The organism is Actinoallomurus sp. NPDC052308 (genome assembly GCF_040679195.1).
In the GTDB taxonomy this organism is placed as follows: domain Bacteria; phylum Actinomycetota; class Actinomycetes; order Streptosporangiales; family Streptosporangiaceae; genus Actinoallomurus; species Actinoallomurus liliacearum.
In genome coordinates this window covers 204,254-221,304 of the sequence record NZ_JBFAUM010000008.1, presented here as the reverse complement: position 1 = coordinate 221,304, position 17,051 = coordinate 204,254, and the positions used below count along the sequence as shown (strand labels likewise).

Below are 17,051 nucleotides of genomic sequence, written 5' to 3'. Positions count from 1 at the left end.
CTGTCGGTGATCTCTTAACGTCAGCGGCGTGGGCCCGCCAGGGCCCGGCGGGAGGCACAAAGATGGGGCGGTTCGTACGGGCGGAGGTCACGGGGTTCACGGCGATCATTCCGGCGCAGGTCGATCCGTGGGAAGCGTTGTTCCTGCGGGGTGACCGGGTTGCGAAGATCAACTTCGAGAGGCTGATCTCGGAGGGGCGGCTGCTGGAGGCCTACGACAAGCAGCTGGCCGGGATACCTGAGCCGTTCGCCAGCAAAAGCGACGCGGCGTTCGACGTCCGGGGTGCCGCAGGCGCTCGGCGGACGATATTCATCGCCGGGGATCAGTGTCTGGACTGGGAGTGGGGCGGCGTCGCGCCCAGGTATCAGGGGCCGATCATCGATCTGCCGGACTTCGGGCGCCATATCCCGGAGGGGTATCGCAGCGACCTCGATACCGTCATGGGGCTGCCGGACGGCAGCACCATGCTGTTCAAGGGGAACCAGTGCGCGATCATCGAGTGGGGGGCCGCGGGCGGCTGCTCCTACAACGGATCCCTGCTCGGCATGCCCAAATGGAAGCAGTGGCAGTATTCGCCCCCGGACATGAGCGGCGACTTCGACCATGCCGTGATGATCAAAGCACCGGACCTTTCGCAAGAAGAGACCCTGTTCATCAAGGGCGACAAGGCGATGATCTTCAACTGGATCCTGGGTTACCGGGTCATCGGCACCTACGCCGACGTGGCGGCCGGGCTCGGCGCCCTGCCCAGCGCCTACCGGGTACGTCAGGTTAATGGGCCAGGAGGAGGCACAGGCAGGCCGCCGTCGCAGTCGCCCCAAAAGGTGCCGCCGCCGTACATCAACACCACCACGCCCACCGTGGTCAAGGGCGCGCCCCTGACGGTGCGCTACGGCAGCGCGACGAGCGCCACTGTCAGCGACAAGAACTGGATCGGCCTCTACCCCGATGGCCCGTCCGTGCCGCCGCAGGAGTCCTTCGTCTGGACGTACACACCCGGCGGCAGCGGCAGCGCCACCTTGGACACCGGCAGGCTGCCCGGGCCGGGCCGTTACGCGGCCTGGTACTTCTACAACGACGGCTACACCACCCTGGCCGGCCCGCTCACCTTCACCGTGACCTGAGCCCGCGACCGCGCGGGGGCCCCGGCGACCGCTCACCGGGGCCCCTGCGCCGTGTGGGGGCCGCCGCCCGCAAGAGGGCCCTCCACTCGGGTCCGTGGCGCCGGGGGAAGGCCGAGAGATCGGCGGGCTTAGCCTCCGGGGTGGTGCAATGAATGCTCCCAGCAGGGCGGCACGGCCTGGTGGTCACGTGCGTCGTGGACGGTGACGTCGGCGGCACGCAGGCGGTACCACTCGGCGGCGCCGGCATAGCGGACATCGACGGTCACAACCCTGCCTGGGACGTGGCGGGTGCGCAGGCTCCAACTCGCCGGTGATGACGCCGACCTCGTCGGTCATCACCCCGCCCGGCCCGGCCGTGAAATCACCATGCGTTACATCTGTGGAGGGAGCACCACATCGACACATCGTCCTTGCCTGCGTCCGTCACGGAGGCGCGAGGAACGGCGGGTTGACGGTACCGGCCGGTGAGTACGCGGCCGTAGTACCACTGACGGTTTCGACGTCCCTCGACCAAAGATCGACTCATCAGTTCTGGACCCGAACCTGAGCCCTCACCAGACGCCATTTGGGCGACCACCCCTTGGGTTCCGCTCCGTGACCGCTTCGGAATTCACGAACCCGTAAGGCATCGTTATCGGTTGTGTGAGCTGCTGGCCGCCGGAGGCGTCGGAGAGGTCTGGCGGGCCGAGGACACCGAGCTCGACCGGACCGTGGCCGTCAAGCTGCTGCGGCCGGAGCACGCCGACAGCGAGGAGTACCGCGAGCGGCTCCGGCTCGAGGGCCGGCACCTGGCGGCCCTGTCCCATCCGCGCCTCGCGGAGGTCCACGACTACGGGGACGGCCGGGAGGACGAACGGCCGTACCTCGTCATGGAGCTCATCGACGGAGAGCCGCTGTCGGCCGTGCTCGCCCGGGAGCGCACGCTGCCGCCCCGTCGCGTCGTCGACATCGTGGCACAGGCCGCCGACGGTCTGGCGTGCGTGCACGCGGCGGCGCTGGTGCATCGCGACATGAAGCCGGCGAACCTGCTCGTCCGCCCGGACGGCAGCGTGAAGATCACCGATTTCGGCATCGCGCGCGGACCGGAGACCCTCCGGCTCACCCGCACCGGTCAGGTGATCGGCACGCCGCTCTACCTGGCGCCCGAGCAGGCGGCCGGGTACGCCGTGACGCCCGCCGGCGACCTTTACAGCCTGGGCGTGATCGCGTGGGAGTGCCTGGCCGGACGGCCGCCGTTCCAGGGCGACGACGTGCTGGCGGTCGCCATCGCGCACCGCGACCGCCCCGTCCCGCCGCTCCCCGACAGCGTCCCCGAGCCCGTACGGCTCCTCGTGCGGGCGCTCACCGCCAAGGACCCGGCGGTACGCCGGACGCCGTGACCGTGGCCGAGTGGGCCCGGCGGCTCCACGACGACCCGGCGGTGGCCGCCGCGCCGTCCGGGCCGGTCGTCGTGGCCGAGGAGGAGCGGCCGCCCACCGTGGCCACGTCCCCGGACGTGCCCGCCGCCCCGGCGCCGGGGAGCCGGCGGTCCCTCGTGCTCGGCGTCGGAGCGGTGGCCGTCGCGGCGCTCACCGGAGCGAGCGGGTGGGCGCTGGGCAGCCCGTCCGACGTACGGTCCGCGCGCGACCAGGCCACCAGCGTGTCGGCGGCCCCGGCCCGCCGGACGGTCGCCATCGATCCCACCGCCTACTACGGGCACCGCCTGACCTCCGTCGTCACGGCGCTGCGCCGGGAGGGCCTGCGCGTCGACGTCCGGCACCAGGTCGTTCCCGGGCGGACCGCCGGCACCGTCGTCGGGCTCACGCCGTCCGGACAGGTTTCGGTCGGCACGACGGTGACGGTCTACGCGGTCCGTCCCCCCGCGTCCCCGTCTTCGGCGCCGCGCCGTACCACGCGTCCCGTGGCCCGTACCGCCGGATCGGCCGACCGGGCGCGAGCCGGCGAGCGGCCCGATAGCGGTAAGGCGCCCGGCAAGGCGAAGGGAAAGGGCAAAGGCAAGGGCGAGAAGCACGGTGGCAAGCACTGACCGGCCCGCGCTCACCGCGAGTGGACGCGTCAGCGTACGGCGCGCGGCCTGCCGCGGCGGCGGCCGAGCAAGATCCCGCCGAGCACCATGTCGGCCAGGAAGACCACGATCCCGATGATCAACAGAAAGAAGAGGCCTTTCACCACCCATCCGGCGACGCCGAGGGCGATCGCCACGAGGATGATGGCCAGAAACAGCGACATGTCACGCCTCCTTCCGGAATTCCCTGCTCACGGCCATACCCGCCGAAAGACGTCCGTACGACCCAAACGCGTTACTCCGCCCCGGTGCCGGGTAGCGCTCGGGGAAAACACGTGAGGAGACGGCGAATGGCAGAGGACGAATCGGTGTCCGAGCTGCTGGAGGACGTTACGGCGCAGACGGTCCGCCTGGTCCGGGACGAGATGGCGGTCGTCCGTCAGGAGATGGTGGAGAACGCGGCGCGGGCCAGAAGCGGAATGGTGCTGCTCGGCGGCGCCGGCGCGCTGATGGCGTACGGCACCGGCGCAGTGGTGGCGGGTACGGTCGCGGGGCTGTCCCGAAGGCTTCCGACGTGGGCCGCCGCCCTGACGGTCGGCGGCGGATTGATCTCCGCCGGAGGCGCCCTGGCGGCGGTCGGCCGGCGTGAGCTGCGACAGGCGTTGCCGCTGGTGTCCAAGGAGTCGACCACGAGGATCAAGGAGGACGCCCTGGACATCGTCGACCGCGCCCTCCCCTAAGGGCGTGTCGCACTGTCCCGCCCGGCGAAGCACATGCGCGAGACCGAGCGGCCGCCCGTCGAGGAGGAGTTGCGCTCCGACCCCGGCGAGCGGCCTCGCCGGCGCCGCCCGCACGCGAGCGGCGTCAGCTCTTGACCTCCCGCAGCCGGCCGGTCTCGACCTCGTAGACGAACCCGCGGACCTGATCGGTGTACGGGATGAACGGGTCGGACCTGATCCGGCCGATGGACTGCCGGAGGTCTTCGTCCAGGTCGCCGAACGCCTCGGCCGACCAGTCGGGTTTGACGCCGGTCTCCGCCTGGATCGTGGCCTTGAAGTCATCGTCGGTGAAGGTCAGCATGCCGCAGTCGGTGTGGTGAATGAGAATGATCTCGCGCGTGCCCAGCAGCCGCTGGCTGATCGCGAGGCTGCGCCGCTCGTCCGCGGTGATCACGCCTCCGGCGTTGCGGATGACGTGCGCGTCTCCTTCGGACAGGCCCAGGAGCCCGTACGGGTTCAGCCGCGCGTCCATGCACGCGACCACGGCGACGCCCTTGGCGGGCGGCAGGGGCAGTCCCCCCTTGTCGAACGTCGCGGCGTAGCGCTCGGCGTTGGCGAGTAGTTCGTCCGTCACGCTCATGGCGTCTCCTGTCCCGTGCAGTGGCGGAACGACGCGGGAGGCCTCCGGTCGCGCCGCCCCGCGTCAGGGCATGTACGAACAGTGACGGAATGTTGGCCACTTAGTCAACCGGATAGGTAGGGAAATCTACTTTCGGCGTCAGGCGAGCCATGACGATCGCCGGACCTCGGGCACCCGGCGCCGGGAGCGGGGCCGCCGGATCGGCGTTCGGCCCCACTCCCGGGCCGGGCGGACGCGCCCTCAGCTCACCTGCAGGTCCACGCAGGAGTAGAAGGCGTTCGCGGTGTCGGCGATGTTCCAGATCGCCAGCACCTTCACGCGACCGGAGACGTTGCCGAGGTTGATGGTGTGCGACACGGTGGCGGGCGGCTGCGCGTTGTTGCCGCTGACCGTACCGACGAGCGTGTTGCCGATGTAGTACTCCCAGTCGGTCGTACGGTGGCGGGCCGTGAACGTCCAGTTGAAGGTGACCGTCCGGCCGACGCTGGTGGCACGCCAGCCCTTGCTGTCGTCGTCGAGGTCCGCGAACCGGGCGTTTCCGCCGCTGCAACTGCGCAGGCCCTTGGGCCCCTCGACGCTCTGCGGCTCGTACTTGATGTCGCCGCACTGGACGATGCCCTGGGCACACTGCGCCTGACGGCTGGGCGGGGAGTTGATGTACCCGTGGGCGCTCGCGGCGGTGGCGAGCCCCACGATGAGCGCGGGGGTGAGAGCGACGCCGCTGCCGGCGGCGACGAGCCTTCTGTTCATGTGAGCTCCTCATGGTCGACGGCCGCCCGGGCGCGGCCGTTGCGGGGACGTACCTGGGCTCGAAGCGGGCGGGGCGGGGCACGAGCCGCCATGACGGTCTCCAGCGTCGCCGACTATTAGGAAACTTTCCTGTTTGCCGCAGTCTGACTCCGTGATGACCGCCTGTCAATACCAGGGCGGGGCGGATACGGCCGGCGTGAGTGTCGGCCGGAGCAGGGCGTCAACCAGAGGTGTACGGCGGAATGTCACCGGCGGATGGATGAATCCGGGGTGCGGGCCACGTAGTTTTTCAAGCGAACGACGAAGACGACCACGACGGCCCACGCGGACCCCGCTGGATTGGGGGGTTCACCGGGGAGACACCGCGAGGGCCGGTTTTCCAGAAGCCTGGAGTCGCATCCGGGCCGATGATGGTGAACGTCCGCGAGCGTGCCTTTTGGGGGAAGGGGCAGGCCCGCGGACGTTCGCTTTCCGGCAAGGGGGCGGTCGGCCGGACGGGAACGGCGCCGGGAGACGACGCGAACCGCCTCAGGACGCCGGACGGAAGCTTCCGGCGAACACGTCGAAGTACCGGCGGCTGCGGGACCACTGGGAGGCCGGCGTCGACCAGTACAGCGCGTACGCCCGATGCCCGTTCACCAGGATGTTCCGGTTCAGCACGTGGGTCCTCTCGCCGCCCGAGGAATGCAGGAACTCCAGGTCGGCGGCCTTCTTGAAGTAGCCGGGCACGGATTCCAGCTTGATCCGGGTGTACCCGTCGTCGCTACCGCGACGGTAGGCGTCCTGCTGCCGCCAGTCGGCGAGCGGATCGCTCTTCGGGTGCGTCGTCTGGTCGATCAGCAGGTACCGGGACGAGCCGGGATCGCGCACGTAGACGTATCCGCCGCCGTGGCTGACCTTCCAGCCGCGCGGCACGCCGATGGAGAAGCCGGAGTCGTCCTCGTACCGGCGGAAGTCGGCGGGCAGCGCGATGCCGCCCGGGGACGTGGTGCCGCCGGAGGACGGGGCAGGGCTCGCCGTCTCCCGCCGCCCCGGTGGGCTCGCCGAGGCGCTGGACCGGGCCGACGGAGTCGTGGACGACGGGGTGCTCCGGCCCGCGTTCCCGCTCGCCCCGGACAGGCCCGCGCGGTGCTGGTCCCGGTTCAAGACGACGGCGAGGATCCCCGCCGCCCCGAGCAGGAGGACGATCGAGACGACGGCGACGGCCCATCCCCGCCGGTGCGCGGGACGCGTCCGCGCGGGCCGGTCCTCGCCGGGTGGCGCCGTGCCGAGCGTCCCGCCCTCGGACCGCTCCCGTACGGGCGCCGGATCGCGAGGGACCGGCCCGGTGTCGGTAGGGCGCCCGACCGGCATCTTGTAGAGGCCCGCCGGCGATTCCGTCGCGTGGGCGGCGGCGTCCGGGTGCGCTCGGGTCGCCGCGCTCGTCTCCCCCTGGGCCGCCACCTCGGTGAGCGCCTGGGCGAGGGCGACGGCGTCGACGCGGTCGGCCGGGTCCTTGCGGAGCAGGCTCTCGATCACGGGCCACAGCGGCCCGGCGAGCGTGGGCGGGTTGGGCGGATCGGTGATGATGGCGGTGAGGGTGGCCATCACGTTGTCGCGGTGGAACGGCGTCTCACCCTCCACGGCGGTGTAGAGCGTGGCGCCGAGCGACCACAGGTCGGAGGCGGGGGTGAGCGGCCTGCCCCGCGCCTGTTCCGGCGACAGGTAGGCGGGCGAGCCGATCAGCACGCCGGACCGGGTCAGCGTCGGCTCCCCCTCGGCGACCGCGATCCCGAAGTCGCCGAGCACGGTGCGGTGGTCCGGGGCGATCAGGATGTTGGACGGCTTGACGTCCCGGTGCAGGACGCCCGCGGCGTGCGCGACCGACAGCGCCGCCAGCACCTCCAGCCCGATCCGGGCCGCCTCCGCGGGGGCGATGGGGCCGTCCTCGTGGAGAATCTCGCTCAGCGAACGGGCCGACGGGATCAGTTCCATGACGATCCACGGCCGCTCTTCGGCCTCGACGACGTCGAAGATCCGAACGACTCCCGGATGGCTGAGCCGGGCCGCGGTGCGCGCCTCCCGCATCATGCGGCCACGCATGACCTCCTTGTCATGGGTGCTCAGGTTGGGCGGGAAGACCAGTTCCTTGACGGCGACGTCCCGGCCGAGCAATTCGTCGCGGGCCCGCCACACCGCACCCATGCCACCGTGTCCCAGGGATTCGGCGACCCGATATCTCTCGCCGAGAAGAGTGCCGCTCGCGGAGGACATGCCGCCGGAGATACCCGCACAAAAATCGAGTAATCACCCGGCAAAGGCGGCGTCGCGTGAACGCCATCCGGCCGCGGCGCCGCTTGAGCGACGGAACGCCGTCCTCGCCGATGAACGGGTCGGCGCCGCCTTCATACCCACTGTCCGGCGCGGCGGCCGGGTCCAGGTGCGCGGGTCAGCGGCCGGCGCAGGCGATGCAGGTCCGCGCGGCGGGACGCGCGACCAGGCGCTCGGGGGCGATCGGGCCGCCGCAGTTCTCACAGGTGCCGTAGGTCCCGTCACGGAGGCGTTCGACCGCCTGGTCGAGATCGGCGAGGCGGCGGCGCGCCTGGTCCAGCAGGGATTCGACCTGGGCCCGTTCGAAGGCGATCGTCGCGCCCTCCGGGTCGTGCTCGTCGTCGACGGCCCCCATCTGGGTGGAGGACTCGACGATCCCCTCCCAGTCGCGGGTCAGGGCCTCGATCTGCTCGAGCGTGCTCGCCCGCTCGGCGCGCAGCGCCTCGGCGGGTGAGGACGCGTCCGGAAACGACTCGGTCATCACTCACCACAACCTCGCGGCGTTCATCCGGATTCCCGGCCCTCTTACTTACTGCAAGGAATGCAAGTGATTTGCGGGACTTGCGGTATTCTTGCGGCATGTCACGACGACTTGCTGATGTCGCCCGGAAGGCCGGGGTGAGCGAGGCCACCGTCAGCCGGGTGCTCAACGGCAAACCCGGAGTCTCCGCCGCCACCCGCGACAACGTGCTGACCGCGCTGGACGTGCTCGGGTACGAGCGGCCGACCCAGTTGCGGGGCGACCGGGCGCGCCTGGTGGGCCTGGTGCTGCCGGAGTTGCAGAACCCGATCTTCCCCGCGCTGGCCGAGGTGGTCAGCGGAGCCCTGGTGCAGCTCGGTTTCACGCCGGTCCTGTGCAACCGTACGGCGGGCGGCCTGTCGGAGCCCGAGTACGTCAACCTCCTGCTCGATCAGCAGGCGTCCGGGGTGATCTTCGCGGGCGGGATGTGCGCGGAGGCGGACGCCTCGCACGACCACTACCGGCTGCTCCGCAAGCGCGGCATGCCCGTCGTGCTCGTCAACGCGGCGGTCGCCGACCTCGGCTTCCCCGCTGTGGCGACCGACGACGCCGTCGCGGTCGAGCAGGCGTACGGGCATCTGCGCTCGCTCGGCCACGAGCGGATCGGTTTGGTCGTCGGGCCGGCGGACCACATGCCGTCCCGCCGGAAGGTCGCGACCTTCGAGCGGCTCGCCGGCGCGGCCGCCGACGGCGAGTTCGTCGAGCGCACGCTGTTCTCCCTGGAAGGCGGGCAGGCGGCGACGTCGCGCCTGCTGCGCCGCGGGGTCACGGGCGTGATCTGCGGCAGCGACCCGCTCGCGCTGGGCGCGGTCAAGGCGGTCCGGCGGCAGGGCAAGCGCGTGCCCGAGGACGTCTCGGTGGTCGGCTTCGACGACTCGGCGTTCATGAGCTGCGCCGACCCGCCGCTGACCACTGTGCGGCAGCCCATCGACGCGATGGGGCGGGCGGTGGTGACCCTCCTCGCCGCCCAGATCGACGGCTCCCAGGCGGCCGACGACGAGCTGCTGTTCGAGCCGGAGCTCGTCGTCCGCGGCTCCACCGGCCCGGCCCGGTGACGCGGTAGGGAGAGCCCGCGCCGCCACGGGATGGCCACTTCCTGTCGATTTTTTTCGATCCTCAGTACATCTATTGCAGTGGCCTGTTGGTCTCTATATCGTGCTCGCACCGGATCCTGCAGCCCGGTCCTCGGTCCGCGGCCTCCCCCGAGGCCAGTCCAGGAGGGAGTCGACGATGAGACCCCGAAGGTTCGTGATCCTGCTGGCGGCAGGGCTCGCCCTGACCGGAACGGCGTGCGGGGGAGGTGACAAATCCAAGGACGCCGCGGGCGGCAAGGTGACCATCACGGTCGGCTGCATGCCCGCCAAGAGCCAGCCGATCGAGCGCCGGGAGTGGACGGAGGACGTCGCCGCGTTCGAGAAACTGCACCCGGACATCACCGTGGTCGGCAAGGACGCCTTCCCCTGCGCCGACCCGAAGACGTTCACGGCCAAGCTCGCGGGCGGCCAGATGGAGGACGTCTTCTACGCCTACTTCACCGACATCCAGAGCGTCATCAAGTCGGGGCAGGCCGCCGACATCAGCAAGTACCTCGGCGGCGTCAAGCAGTTCCCCGACATCCAGCCGTCCGTCAAGAAGGTCTTCACCGGCCCCGACGGCAAGGTCTACGGCCTGCCTCGGCAGAACTACTCGATGGGCCTGCTGTACAACCGCAACCTGTTCAAGCAGGCCGGGCTCGACCCCGACCGGCCGCCCGCGACGTGGGCGGAGCTGCGCGCGGACGCGAAGAAGATCGCGGGCCTGGGCAAGGGCGTCGTCGGCTACGCCGACTACAGCGCCGGCAACCAGGGCGGCTGGCACTTCACCACGGAGCTGTACGGCCAGGGCGGCGACGTCGTCACGCCCGACGGTAAGAAGGCCGCGTTCAACAGCCCGCAGGGCCGCGCCGTGCTGCAGAACCTCCAGCAGATGCGCTGGACGGACGACAGCATGGGCTCCAAGCAACTGCTGCAGCTCGCCGACGTGCAGCAGATGATGGCGGCCGGCCGGCTCGGCATGTACCTGTCGGCCCCGGACAACATCACCGCGCTGGTCGACCAGTTCCAGGGCAAGTACAAGGACTACGGCCTGGCTCCGATCCCCGAGGCGAAGGGCACCCTCCTCGGTGGCGACGGCTACCTGTTCAACGTGAAGGCGTCCCCGGCCAAGATCAGGGCCGGTCTCCTCTGGCTGGAGTACTACGTCCTCACGCCGGGCCAGGGCCAGCTGAACTACCAGCGGGCCGCGAAGTACGGACGCGCCGTCGGCCTCCCGCAGCCGAACTTCTACACCGGCCAGACCGCGACCACCGACCGCTCGCTGCGCACCGGCGCCGCCAACGTCCCGGTCGCGAACTACAAGCCGTACGAGGACGCGGTCGACCGCATCCCGGGCCGGCTCGAACCCGCGAACGCCCAGCAGATCTACGCCGTCCTCGACTCGGTGATGTCCGGGGTGCTGACCGACCGCAACATCAACATCGACCAGCTCCTCGCGACCGCCCAGAAGAAGGTCGACGGCATCCTCGCCCGATCCAACTGAGCGGGCCACGGCCGGGTGACGACGCGAGGGAGAGACCGGTGACCACGACGATCCTGAGGAAGGCCGCCCCGCGGCGTTCCTCGTCCCACCCGGCCGGGCCGCGCCGATCCGCGTCCCGGCGGTCCGTCCGGCGCGGCCTGTCCGCGTACGGGTTCCTCTGCGGGGCGCTGATCTGCTTCGCGGTGTTCTCCTGGTACCCGATCGTGCGGGAGGCGCTGCTCGGGTTCCAGAAGACGAACTTCGTCGGGCGGTCCGAGTGGGTCGGCCTCGACAACTTCCGCCGGGTGGCCGACGACCCGGCGTTCGGCAGTGCCTGGCTGAACACCCTGGAGTTCACCGGGCTGGCGCTGCTCTGCGGCTACGTCCTGCCGTTCGTCACCGCGATCGTGCTGAACGAACTGCGCCACGCGCGCGCCTACCTCAGGTTCGTGGTGTACCTGCCGGTCATGCTCCCGCCGGCGGTCGCGGTGCTGCTCTTCAAGTGGTTCTACGACCCCGGCCCCGGCCTGTTCAACCAGGTGCTGCACCTGGCCCATCTCCCGGGCCTCGACTGGCTGGACTCCACGAGCACCGCGCTGCTGTCCCTGGTCATCGTCTCCACGTGGATGAACATGGGCAGCGGCACGCTCATCTACCTCGCCGCCCTGCAGAGCGTGCGGAGCGAGCTGTACGAGGCGGCGGAGCTGGACGGTGCGGGGCTGTTCCGCCGGATCTGGCACGTCACGATCCCGCAGACCCGGCTGATCCTGCTCGTCATGCTCCTGCTCCAGGTGATCGCCACCATGCAGGTGTTCGTCGAGCCGTACCTGCTCACCGGCGGCGGACCGCAGGACGCCACGGTCAGCGTCGTCTACCTGATGTACCTGTACGCGTTCCGCTTCAACAGCTACGGCGGGGGCAGCGCCCTCGGGCTGATGCTGATGCTCGTCCTGATGGTGTTCTCCGCGGTGTACCTGCGCGTCACCCGGGACGGCGGGCGATGAGACGAGGAGGCCGGAGTTGACCGAGCCCGCGATCAGGGCGGCCGTCACGGCCGCCCCGCGCCCGCGGCGACGCCGCAAGCGCGCGGCGGACCAGGTGTCCGCCCCGCGGACCCTGATCTCGGCCCGCGCGCTGAACACGCCGCGCGGCCGGGTGATCTATTGGACCGTTCTCATCGCCGTGATCGTGCTGTTCACCGCGGTGTTCCTGTTCCCGCTGTACTGGATGGCGACCGGGGCGATGAAGTCCTCCGGCGAGCTGGCCCGGACTCCCCCGACGCTGTTCCCACGGCACCCGCACCCCGGCGTGTACCGGGACGCGTGGCGGCGGCTCTACCTGGGCAGGTTCCTCCTGAACACGCTCGAGTACGCGGCGGGGGCCTGGCTGCTGCGGCTGGCGGTGTGCGTCCCGGCGGCGTACGCGCTGTCCAAGCTGCGGCCTCTGCTCGGCAGAGCGGTCCTCGGACTGATGCTGGCCACGCTGATGATCCCGTCCACCGTCCTCTTGGTCCCGCTCTACCTCACCGTGCGGGACGTGCCGCTCCTGCACGTCAACCTGCTGAACACGCCTTTCGCGATCTGGTTCCCGGCCGCGGCCAACGCGTTCTGCATCTTCCTGCTCAAGCGGTTCTTCGACTCCATCCCCGGCGAGCTGCTGGAGGCCGCAGCGATCGACGGCGCGTCGTCCTCACGCATCCTCTGGTCGATCGTCCTGCCGATCTCGCGGCCGATCATCGCGGTGGTGTCGATCTTCGCGGTGGTGGACGTCTGGAAGGACTTCGTGTGGCCGCTGCTCGTGCTGCCCGACAGCAACAAGATGACGGTGAGCGTGGCGATCTCCTCACTGTCGGAGCAGACGCCGCAGAACATCCTCATCGCCGCCCTCGTGATCGCCAGTGTCCCGGCCGTGGCGGTCTTCCTGGTGTTCCAGCGCCACATCATGGCCGGTCTGACCGCCGGCGGGCTGAAGGGGTGAGACGGCGCGGATCGAGTTCCACGGCCGGGCCGGCCACCGCACGGTCCGCGGCGAGAGCCACGCCTCCCCGTACCCGCGCCGACCACGAACGTCTGAGGAGAAGATGACCGGCATGGCCGAACAAGTTCCCCCTGGAATCGCTCCGGGCTCCACCGGCTGGTGGCGGGGAGCCGCGATCTACCAGGTCTACCTGCGCAGTTTCGCGGACGGCAACGGGGACGGCATCGGTGACCTGGCGGGCCTGCGGGGGCGGCTCCGCCATCTCGCCGACCTGGGCGTGGACGCCCTGTGGCTGAACCCGTGGTACCCGTCGCCGATGGTCGACGGCGGTTACGACGTCGCCGACTACCGGGACATCGACCCGGCCTTCGGCACGCTCGCCGAGGCGGAGAAGCTCATCGAGGAGGCGCACGGGCTGGGGATCCGGGTCATCGTCGACATCGTCCCGAACCACTGCTCCGACCGGCACGCCTGGTTCCAGGAGGCGCTGCGGTCCGAGCCGGGTTCCGCGGCGCGGGCGCGGTTCTGGTTCCGGCCCGGGCGCGGCGACGCGCCGCCGAACGACTGGAACTCCATCTTCGGCGGTCCGGCGTGGACCCGGGTGCCGGACGGCGAGTGGTACCTCCACCTGTTCGCGCCCGAGCAGCCGGACTTCAACTGGACCGATCCCGAGGTGCGCGCGGAGTTCCTCGACGTCCTGCGGTTCTGGTTCGACCGGGGCGTGGACGGCATCCGCATCGACTCCGCCGCCGTGCTGGTCAAGGACCCCGACGCGGAGCCGGACGGGCTCGACCCGTACACCGACCGGGACGGCGTGCACGACATCTACCGCGCCTGGCGCCGGACGTCCGACGGGTACGGCGACCGCGCGTTGATCGGCGAGCTGTGGCTGCCCGACCAGAACCGCTTCGCGGCGTACCTGGCCCCCGACGAGCTGCACACGGCCTTCAACTTCGACTTCCTGGGCTGTCCGTGGGACGCCGCGGCCCTGCGCCGGGTGATCGACACGACGCTGGAGACGCACACGCCGCTCGGCGCCCCGCCGACCTGGGTGCTGTCCAACCACGACGTGACCCGGCCGGTCACGCGGTTCGGCCGGGAGGACACGTCCTTCGACCTGAACGACCGGCGGCACGGCGCGCCGACGGACCTGCGCCTGGGACTCCGCCGCGCCCGGGCCGCCGCGCTGCTCGCGATGGCGCTCCCCGGCAGCGTCTACGTCTACCAGGGCGAGGAGCTCGGTCTCTGGGAGGTCGAGGACCTGCCCGAGGACCGGCTGCAGGACCCCATCTGGTTCCGCTCCGGCCGTACCGACCGCGGCCGGGACGGCTGCCGCGTGCCGATCCCGTGGTCCGGTGACGCGCCCGGCTTCGGCTTCGGCGGCGACCCGTGGCTGCCGCAGCCCCCGGCCTGGCGCGACCTGACGGTGGAGGCCCAGTCGGCCGACGCGTCCTCGACGCTCGGCCTCTACCGGAGGGGACTGCGATTGCGTCGTGAGCTGCTCGGTTTCGGCTCGATGACCTGGCGGGCGATGGGCGAGGACGTCCTGGCCTTCGACCGGGAGAGCGGGATCACCTGCGTCGTCAACCTCGGGGCCCGTCCCGTACGCCTGCCGGAGGGCCGGGAGCCGCTGCTGGCCAGCGACCCCCTGAACCAGGACGAGCTGCCTCCGGACACCGCCGTCTGGCTGCGCTGATCCGGCGCGGCGGGGGGCTCCCCCGCCGCGCCCCTTCGCGGCGCTGGGCCGTTCACCGACCGGTCACTTGATCTGTTCCGCCAGCTCGATGATGACCCCCTCGGGGCCACGGACGTAGCAGAGCCGGTAGCTGTCCTCGTACTGCGCCAGCTCGCCGACGAGTTCGGCGCCGTGCGCCCGCAAGCGCTCGAGGACATCGTCGATGCCCTCCACCGCGAACGCGACATGACGGATGCCCAGCGCGTTGGCGGGAGCGCGCGGGTCCCCGCCGGGGCCCGACGGCGTGTGGTACTTGGCCAGCTCGAGCCGCCCGTGGCCGTCCGGGGTCCGCATCATCGCGATGTCCGAACGGACTCCCTCCAGCCCGTTGACGCGGTCCACCACGCGGCCCTCCACCGTCGCCTCGCCCTCCAGTTCCAGTCCGAGCTCGACGAAGAACGCCGTGGCGGCCGCGAGGTCGTCGACGACGACGCTGACATGGTCCATCCGCTGGATCGTCGCCCGCCCGGGGTAGGGGCGCCGTCGGTTGGTGTCGTCCATGATGATCTCCTCTCAGATTCGGCTGCGCGTGTTCAGGCGCGCCGGCGTTCCTTCTGTTGCCGGGACGGAGCCGTGCACGGCGCTTCGACACGGTCGGCTGTGACGTACGACACAAGCCGGGAGCCGGGTGAACAAGATCGGCGCTGTCCCCGCCTCCACCCACGCGGGCCGGGCGGCAACCGCGTCGAGCTGTGCAACCCGTGCGCGCGGCTGGTGCTCGCGCCCGGCTGGAGGACCATCACCTGGACCGAGGCCGAGCGCGCCAAGGGCCAGGCGTGGGGGCTGAAGACGATCGAGTCCTTCCACACCCACGGCACCTCGCCGGTCGACCTGCCGTAGCCACGGTCCCGCGGGCTCAGGTCGGGAACTCTCCGCACCACGCCCGGGTGACCAGGTGCTTCGGCAGGTACGGCGACGCGGTGTCGACGGGGAACTCCCAGTCCTCGGCGAGACACGCCATCGCGAGGGGGCCCAGGGCCACGCGGCCGCGGGGCTCGTTCCTCCTCGGGCCGTCCCAGTAGCGTTCGTGGTTCGCGAGGGCCTCGGTCAGGGCATCGGCGAAGGCGGCCTTGTCGCCGGTGATGAGCCGATGGAAGAGGGCGACGGGCTGGTAGTCGACCAGGTCGAGGAAGTCCCTGGGAGTGCGGGTCGCCACGTGCGGGTGGGACGTCTCCATGGTGGCGATCAGCTTGGGCACGATGTCGTCCATGGTCCGGCGCAGCCAGTGGCTCTGCAGGGTGTCGATCCAGTGGAAGACGTAGTCGTCCTCGGCGCCGGCTCGGCGCAGGTCGTCCAGCGGGACCTGGCTCAGCGTCACCAGCCGGTCCCGCTCCCGGCAGACGAGGGCGAGCCAGCAGGTGTCGAGCCAGGCGCGGGCGTCGGCGTACGGCGCGGGACCGGTGGCGGGCAGGTTCAGCACACGGTCGCCGACCCGGCACTGCACGGTGCCCTCCCGCGCGAGGGTGGTGGCGAACATCGCCGAGCCGATCTGCATGGCGGTGACCCAGGCCTCCCAGGTCTCCAGCCTCCCGGCATCGGGGTCGGTCGCGCAGCGCGTGTGGGCAAGGGTCAGGGCCGCCGCGAAGGCCTCCCCGAAACCGCCCGGATCCTGCTCCAGCCGCCCGGTGAGCTCGCCCACCGCACGCGCCAGGTCCTCGACGGCGGCCGGCGAGCCTCCCACGGAGGTCTCCTGCTCCCCGCGCAGCCTCTTCATCAGGTCCAGCAGTTCCTGCGGTGGCCGCACGGACGCGGAGCGGCTCTGGTGGTCGAAGACCGTGAGGCAGACCAGGCGTCCCCGATGCCACCAGTACAGCAGCGGGTTGAGCGAACCGGGCCCGTCCTCGTACGCGCGGAAGGCGTAGCCGCCCAGGTCGTTGACCGCGTCCACCACGGTGCCGTCGAGGATCGGATGAAACGCCAGCAGGTGCCTGGTCGGAACGACCACGAGCGCTCCGGCCTCCGGTAGCTCCCGGCCGGTGACGGCCCGGGCCAGTTCGGGCAGTACGAGCGCCTTGCTCGCAACGAAATGGGAGTCGCCGCTGACCGAGTGCAGCAGCGCCCCCGAGGGCCCGCGCACCTCTTCGTGCTTCACCGGCTCGTTCAGGAGGTTCGCGCGGCCCGCCGCCCACAGGTCGTCGAGGCCGGCACGGGCCACGTCCGCATCGGTCAGCATCCGTACGGAGGTGGGCGTGTCCAGAGCCAGGACGGCCAGCAGGTCCTCGGCCACCGGCCGGGCATAGCGGAACCGGTCGGCGGCCGGTCCGGCGAAGGCGTCGCCGGATACCAGCCGCAGACACGTCCGCCGCAGCAGTTCCGCTCTATCCTCGCCGCCCTGGGAGGCGCTTTCCAGCCGGGTGAAGTGCTCGGCGACCAGCTCCGGCCAGTGCTCCTCCGGAACGGTGCGACACCGCTGCGCCAGGTTCGTCAACGGGTGGAGGTGCCCGTCATGCGCGACGGCCCCTCCCTCGACCACGGGACGCACACCCCACCGGGTGCGGAAGTGGTCGGCCACCAGCCCGCGCAGGCGTTCGGCCTGGGGCACGGTGAGCACGGGCAAATGGGCATCGGGCGTGTGGTCCTGGATCACCCGCCAACCCTATGAGGTCGCTTACCGCGCTGTTTCCAAGGTTCCGGAGTGCCGCACCGAACGGCCGCGCGTATGCGCATTCGTGACAATCGCTCGATCGCCGCACCCTTGACATGCTTATCTCAGCT

18 protein-coding genes are annotated in these 17,051 nt (G+C 70.9%); 10 read left to right on the top strand and 8 right to left on the bottom strand.

All coding sequences use genetic code 11. The features are described from left to right. Nucleotides 1–62: 62 nt before the first annotated feature. Nucleotides 63–1,124, top strand: a complete 1,062-nt coding sequence (locus tag AB0L00_RS22385) for a hypothetical protein (RefSeq protein ID WP_364437250.1) — start codon at nt 63–65, stop codon at nt 1,122–1,124. 128 nt (nt 1,125–1,252) lie between these two features. Here AB0L00_RS22385 and AB0L00_RS22380 read toward each other — a convergent pair whose 3' ends face one another. Next, complete coding sequence (locus AB0L00_RS22380) at nt 1,253–1,390, bottom strand: hypothetical protein (RefSeq protein WP_364437247.1); 138 nt, start codon at nt 1,388–1,390, stop codon at nt 1,253–1,255. 372 nt (nt 1,391–1,762) lie between these two features. Here AB0L00_RS22380 and AB0L00_RS22375 point away from each other — a divergent pair, with 372 nt between their 5' ends. Together AB0L00_RS22375 and AB0L00_RS22370 are read left to right on the top strand one after the other, a co-directional pair. Beyond that, nucleotides 1,763–2,503, top strand: coding sequence for a serine/threonine-protein kinase (locus AB0L00_RS22375; protein WP_364437244.1), 741 nt, complete (start codon nt 1,763–1,765; stop codon nt 2,501–2,503). Then, a complete protein-coding gene (locus tag AB0L00_RS22370; RefSeq protein WP_364437241.1) occupies nt 2,500–3,150 on the top strand; it encodes a hypothetical protein in 651 nt (216 codons plus the stop codon). The genes AB0L00_RS22375 and AB0L00_RS22370 overlap by 4 nt, the downstream gene beginning before the upstream one ends. A 29-nt stretch (nt 3,151–3,179) precedes the next feature. Here the strand turns inward: AB0L00_RS22370 and AB0L00_RS22365 are convergent, their stop codons facing one another. Then, on the bottom strand, nt 3,180–3,353 hold the full coding sequence (locus tag AB0L00_RS22365; protein ID WP_345349073.1) for a hypothetical protein: 174 nt from the start codon (nt 3,351–3,353) through the stop codon (nt 3,180–3,182). 126 nt (nt 3,354–3,479) lie between these two features. Here AB0L00_RS22365 and AB0L00_RS22360 point away from each other — a divergent pair, with 126 nt between their 5' ends. Further along, on the top strand, nt 3,480–3,869 hold the full coding sequence (locus AB0L00_RS22360) for a phage holin family protein (protein ID WP_345349076.1): 390 nt from the start codon (nt 3,480–3,482) through the stop codon (nt 3,867–3,869). Between the two features lie 124 nt (nt 3,870–3,993). Here AB0L00_RS22360 and AB0L00_RS22355 read toward each other — a convergent pair whose 3' ends face one another. The 4 genes from AB0L00_RS22355 to AB0L00_RS22340 form a co-directional block, all read right to left on the bottom strand. Then, nucleotides 3,994–4,488 carry a carbonic anhydrase gene (locus AB0L00_RS22355; protein WP_364437239.1) on the bottom strand — a complete coding sequence of 165 codons (495 nt, stop codon included), beginning with the start codon at nt 4,486–4,488 and terminating at the stop codon, nt 3,994–3,996. Between the two features lie 240 nt (nt 4,489–4,728). Continuing rightward, a complete protein-coding gene (locus tag AB0L00_RS22350) occupies nt 4,729–5,238 on the bottom strand; it encodes a lytic polysaccharide monooxygenase auxiliary activity family 9 protein (protein WP_364437237.1) in 510 nt (169 codons plus the stop codon). A 528-nt stretch (nt 5,239–5,766) separates the two neighbouring features. After that, on the bottom strand, nt 5,767–7,491 hold the full coding sequence (locus AB0L00_RS22345; protein ID WP_364437235.1) for a serine/threonine-protein kinase: 1,725 nt from the start codon (nt 7,489–7,491) through the stop codon (nt 5,767–5,769). A gap of 175 nt (nt 7,492–7,666) precedes the next feature. Beyond that, nucleotides 7,667–8,029, bottom strand: a complete 363-nt coding sequence (locus AB0L00_RS22340) for a TraR/DksA C4-type zinc finger protein (RefSeq protein WP_364437232.1) — start codon at nt 8,027–8,029, stop codon at nt 7,667–7,669. A gap of 80 nt (nt 8,030–8,109) precedes the next feature. On the opposite strand from AB0L00_RS22340, the gene AB0L00_RS22335 reads away from it, so the two are divergent. From AB0L00_RS22335 to AB0L00_RS22315, 5 genes are all read left to right on the top strand, one after another. After that, on the top strand, nt 8,110–9,123 hold the full coding sequence (locus tag AB0L00_RS22335; protein ID WP_345349091.1) for a LacI family DNA-binding transcriptional regulator: 1,014 nt from the start codon (nt 8,110–8,112) through the stop codon (nt 9,121–9,123). Nucleotides 9,124–9,298: 175 nt separating this feature from the next. Next, nucleotides 9,299–10,645: an extracellular solute-binding protein gene (locus AB0L00_RS22330; RefSeq protein ID WP_345349094.1), complete on the top strand. Its 1,347-nt coding sequence runs from the start codon at nt 9,299–9,301 to the stop codon at nt 10,643–10,645. Nucleotides 10,646–10,683: 38 nt separating this feature from the next. Further along, the gene (locus tag AB0L00_RS22325; RefSeq protein ID WP_364437229.1) at nt 10,684–11,628 is read left to right on the top strand and encodes a sugar ABC transporter permease; all 945 of its coding nucleotides are present in this window, start codon (nt 10,684–10,686) and stop codon (nt 11,626–11,628) included. A 16-nt stretch (nt 11,629–11,644) separates the two neighbouring features. Continuing rightward, the gene (locus AB0L00_RS22320) at nt 11,645–12,601 is read left to right on the top strand and encodes a carbohydrate ABC transporter permease (protein WP_364437226.1); all 957 of its coding nucleotides are present in this window, start codon (nt 11,645–11,647) and stop codon (nt 12,599–12,601) included. A 112-nt stretch (nt 12,602–12,713) separates the two neighbouring features. Next, a complete protein-coding gene (locus AB0L00_RS22315) occupies nt 12,714–14,297 on the top strand; it encodes an alpha-amylase family glycosyl hydrolase (RefSeq protein WP_364437223.1) in 1,584 nt (527 codons plus the stop codon). Between the two features lie 63 nt (nt 14,298–14,360). On the opposite strand, the gene AB0L00_RS22310 is transcribed toward AB0L00_RS22315, so the two are convergent. After that, nucleotides 14,361–14,783 (bottom strand): VOC family protein, encoded by a 423-nt coding sequence (locus AB0L00_RS22310; protein ID WP_364437342.1) that lies wholly within the window; start codon nt 14,781–14,783, stop codon nt 14,361–14,363. Nucleotides 14,784–14,936: 153 nt separating this feature from the next. Between AB0L00_RS22310 and AB0L00_RS22305 the strand changes: the two genes are divergently transcribed. Further along, entirely contained in the window at nt 14,937–15,176 is a 240-nt protein-coding gene (locus AB0L00_RS22305; protein WP_364437221.1) for a hypothetical protein, read from the top strand. Nucleotides 15,177–15,192: 16 nt separating this feature from the next. On the opposite strand, the gene AB0L00_RS22300 is transcribed toward AB0L00_RS22305, so the two are convergent. Then, entirely contained in the window at nt 15,193–16,923 is a 1,731-nt protein-coding gene (locus AB0L00_RS22300; protein WP_364437219.1) for an immunity 49 family protein, read from the bottom strand. Nucleotides 16,924–17,051 lie beyond the last annotated feature (128 nt).

Coding starts and splice junctions, on each gene's coding strand:
- AB0L00_RS22385 (WP_364437250.1), top strand. CDS start 63: ATGGGGCGGTTCGTACGGGCGGAGGTCACGGGGTTCACGGCGATCATT.
- AB0L00_RS22365 (WP_345349073.1), bottom strand. CDS start 3,353: ATGTCGCTGTTTCTGGCCATCATCCTCGTGGCGATCGCCCTCGGCGTC.
- AB0L00_RS22360 (WP_345349076.1), top strand. CDS start 3,480: ATGGCAGAGGACGAATCGGTGTCCGAGCTGCTGGAGGACGTTACGGCG.
- AB0L00_RS22355 (WP_364437239.1), bottom strand. CDS start 4,488: ATGAGCGTGACGGACGAACTACTCGCCAACGCCGAGCGCTACGCCGCG.
- AB0L00_RS22350 (WP_364437237.1), bottom strand. CDS start 5,238: ATGAACAGAAGGCTCGTCGCCGCCGGCAGCGGCGTCGCTCTCACCCCC.
- AB0L00_RS22345 (WP_364437235.1), bottom strand. CDS start 7,491: ATGTCCTCCGCGAGCGGCACTCTTCTCGGCGAGAGATATCGGGTCGCC.
- AB0L00_RS22340 (WP_364437232.1), bottom strand. CDS start 8,029: ATGACCGAGTCGTTTCCGGACGCGTCCTCACCCGCCGAGGCGCTGCGC.
- AB0L00_RS22330 (WP_345349094.1), top strand. CDS start 9,299: ATGAGACCCCGAAGGTTCGTGATCCTGCTGGCGGCAGGGCTCGCCCTG.
- AB0L00_RS22315 (WP_364437223.1), top strand. CDS start 12,714: ATGGCCGAACAAGTTCCCCCTGGAATCGCTCCGGGCTCCACCGGCTGG.
- AB0L00_RS22310 (WP_364437342.1), bottom strand. CDS start 14,783: ATGGACCATGTCAGCGTCGTCGTCGACGACCTCGCGGCCGCCACGGCG.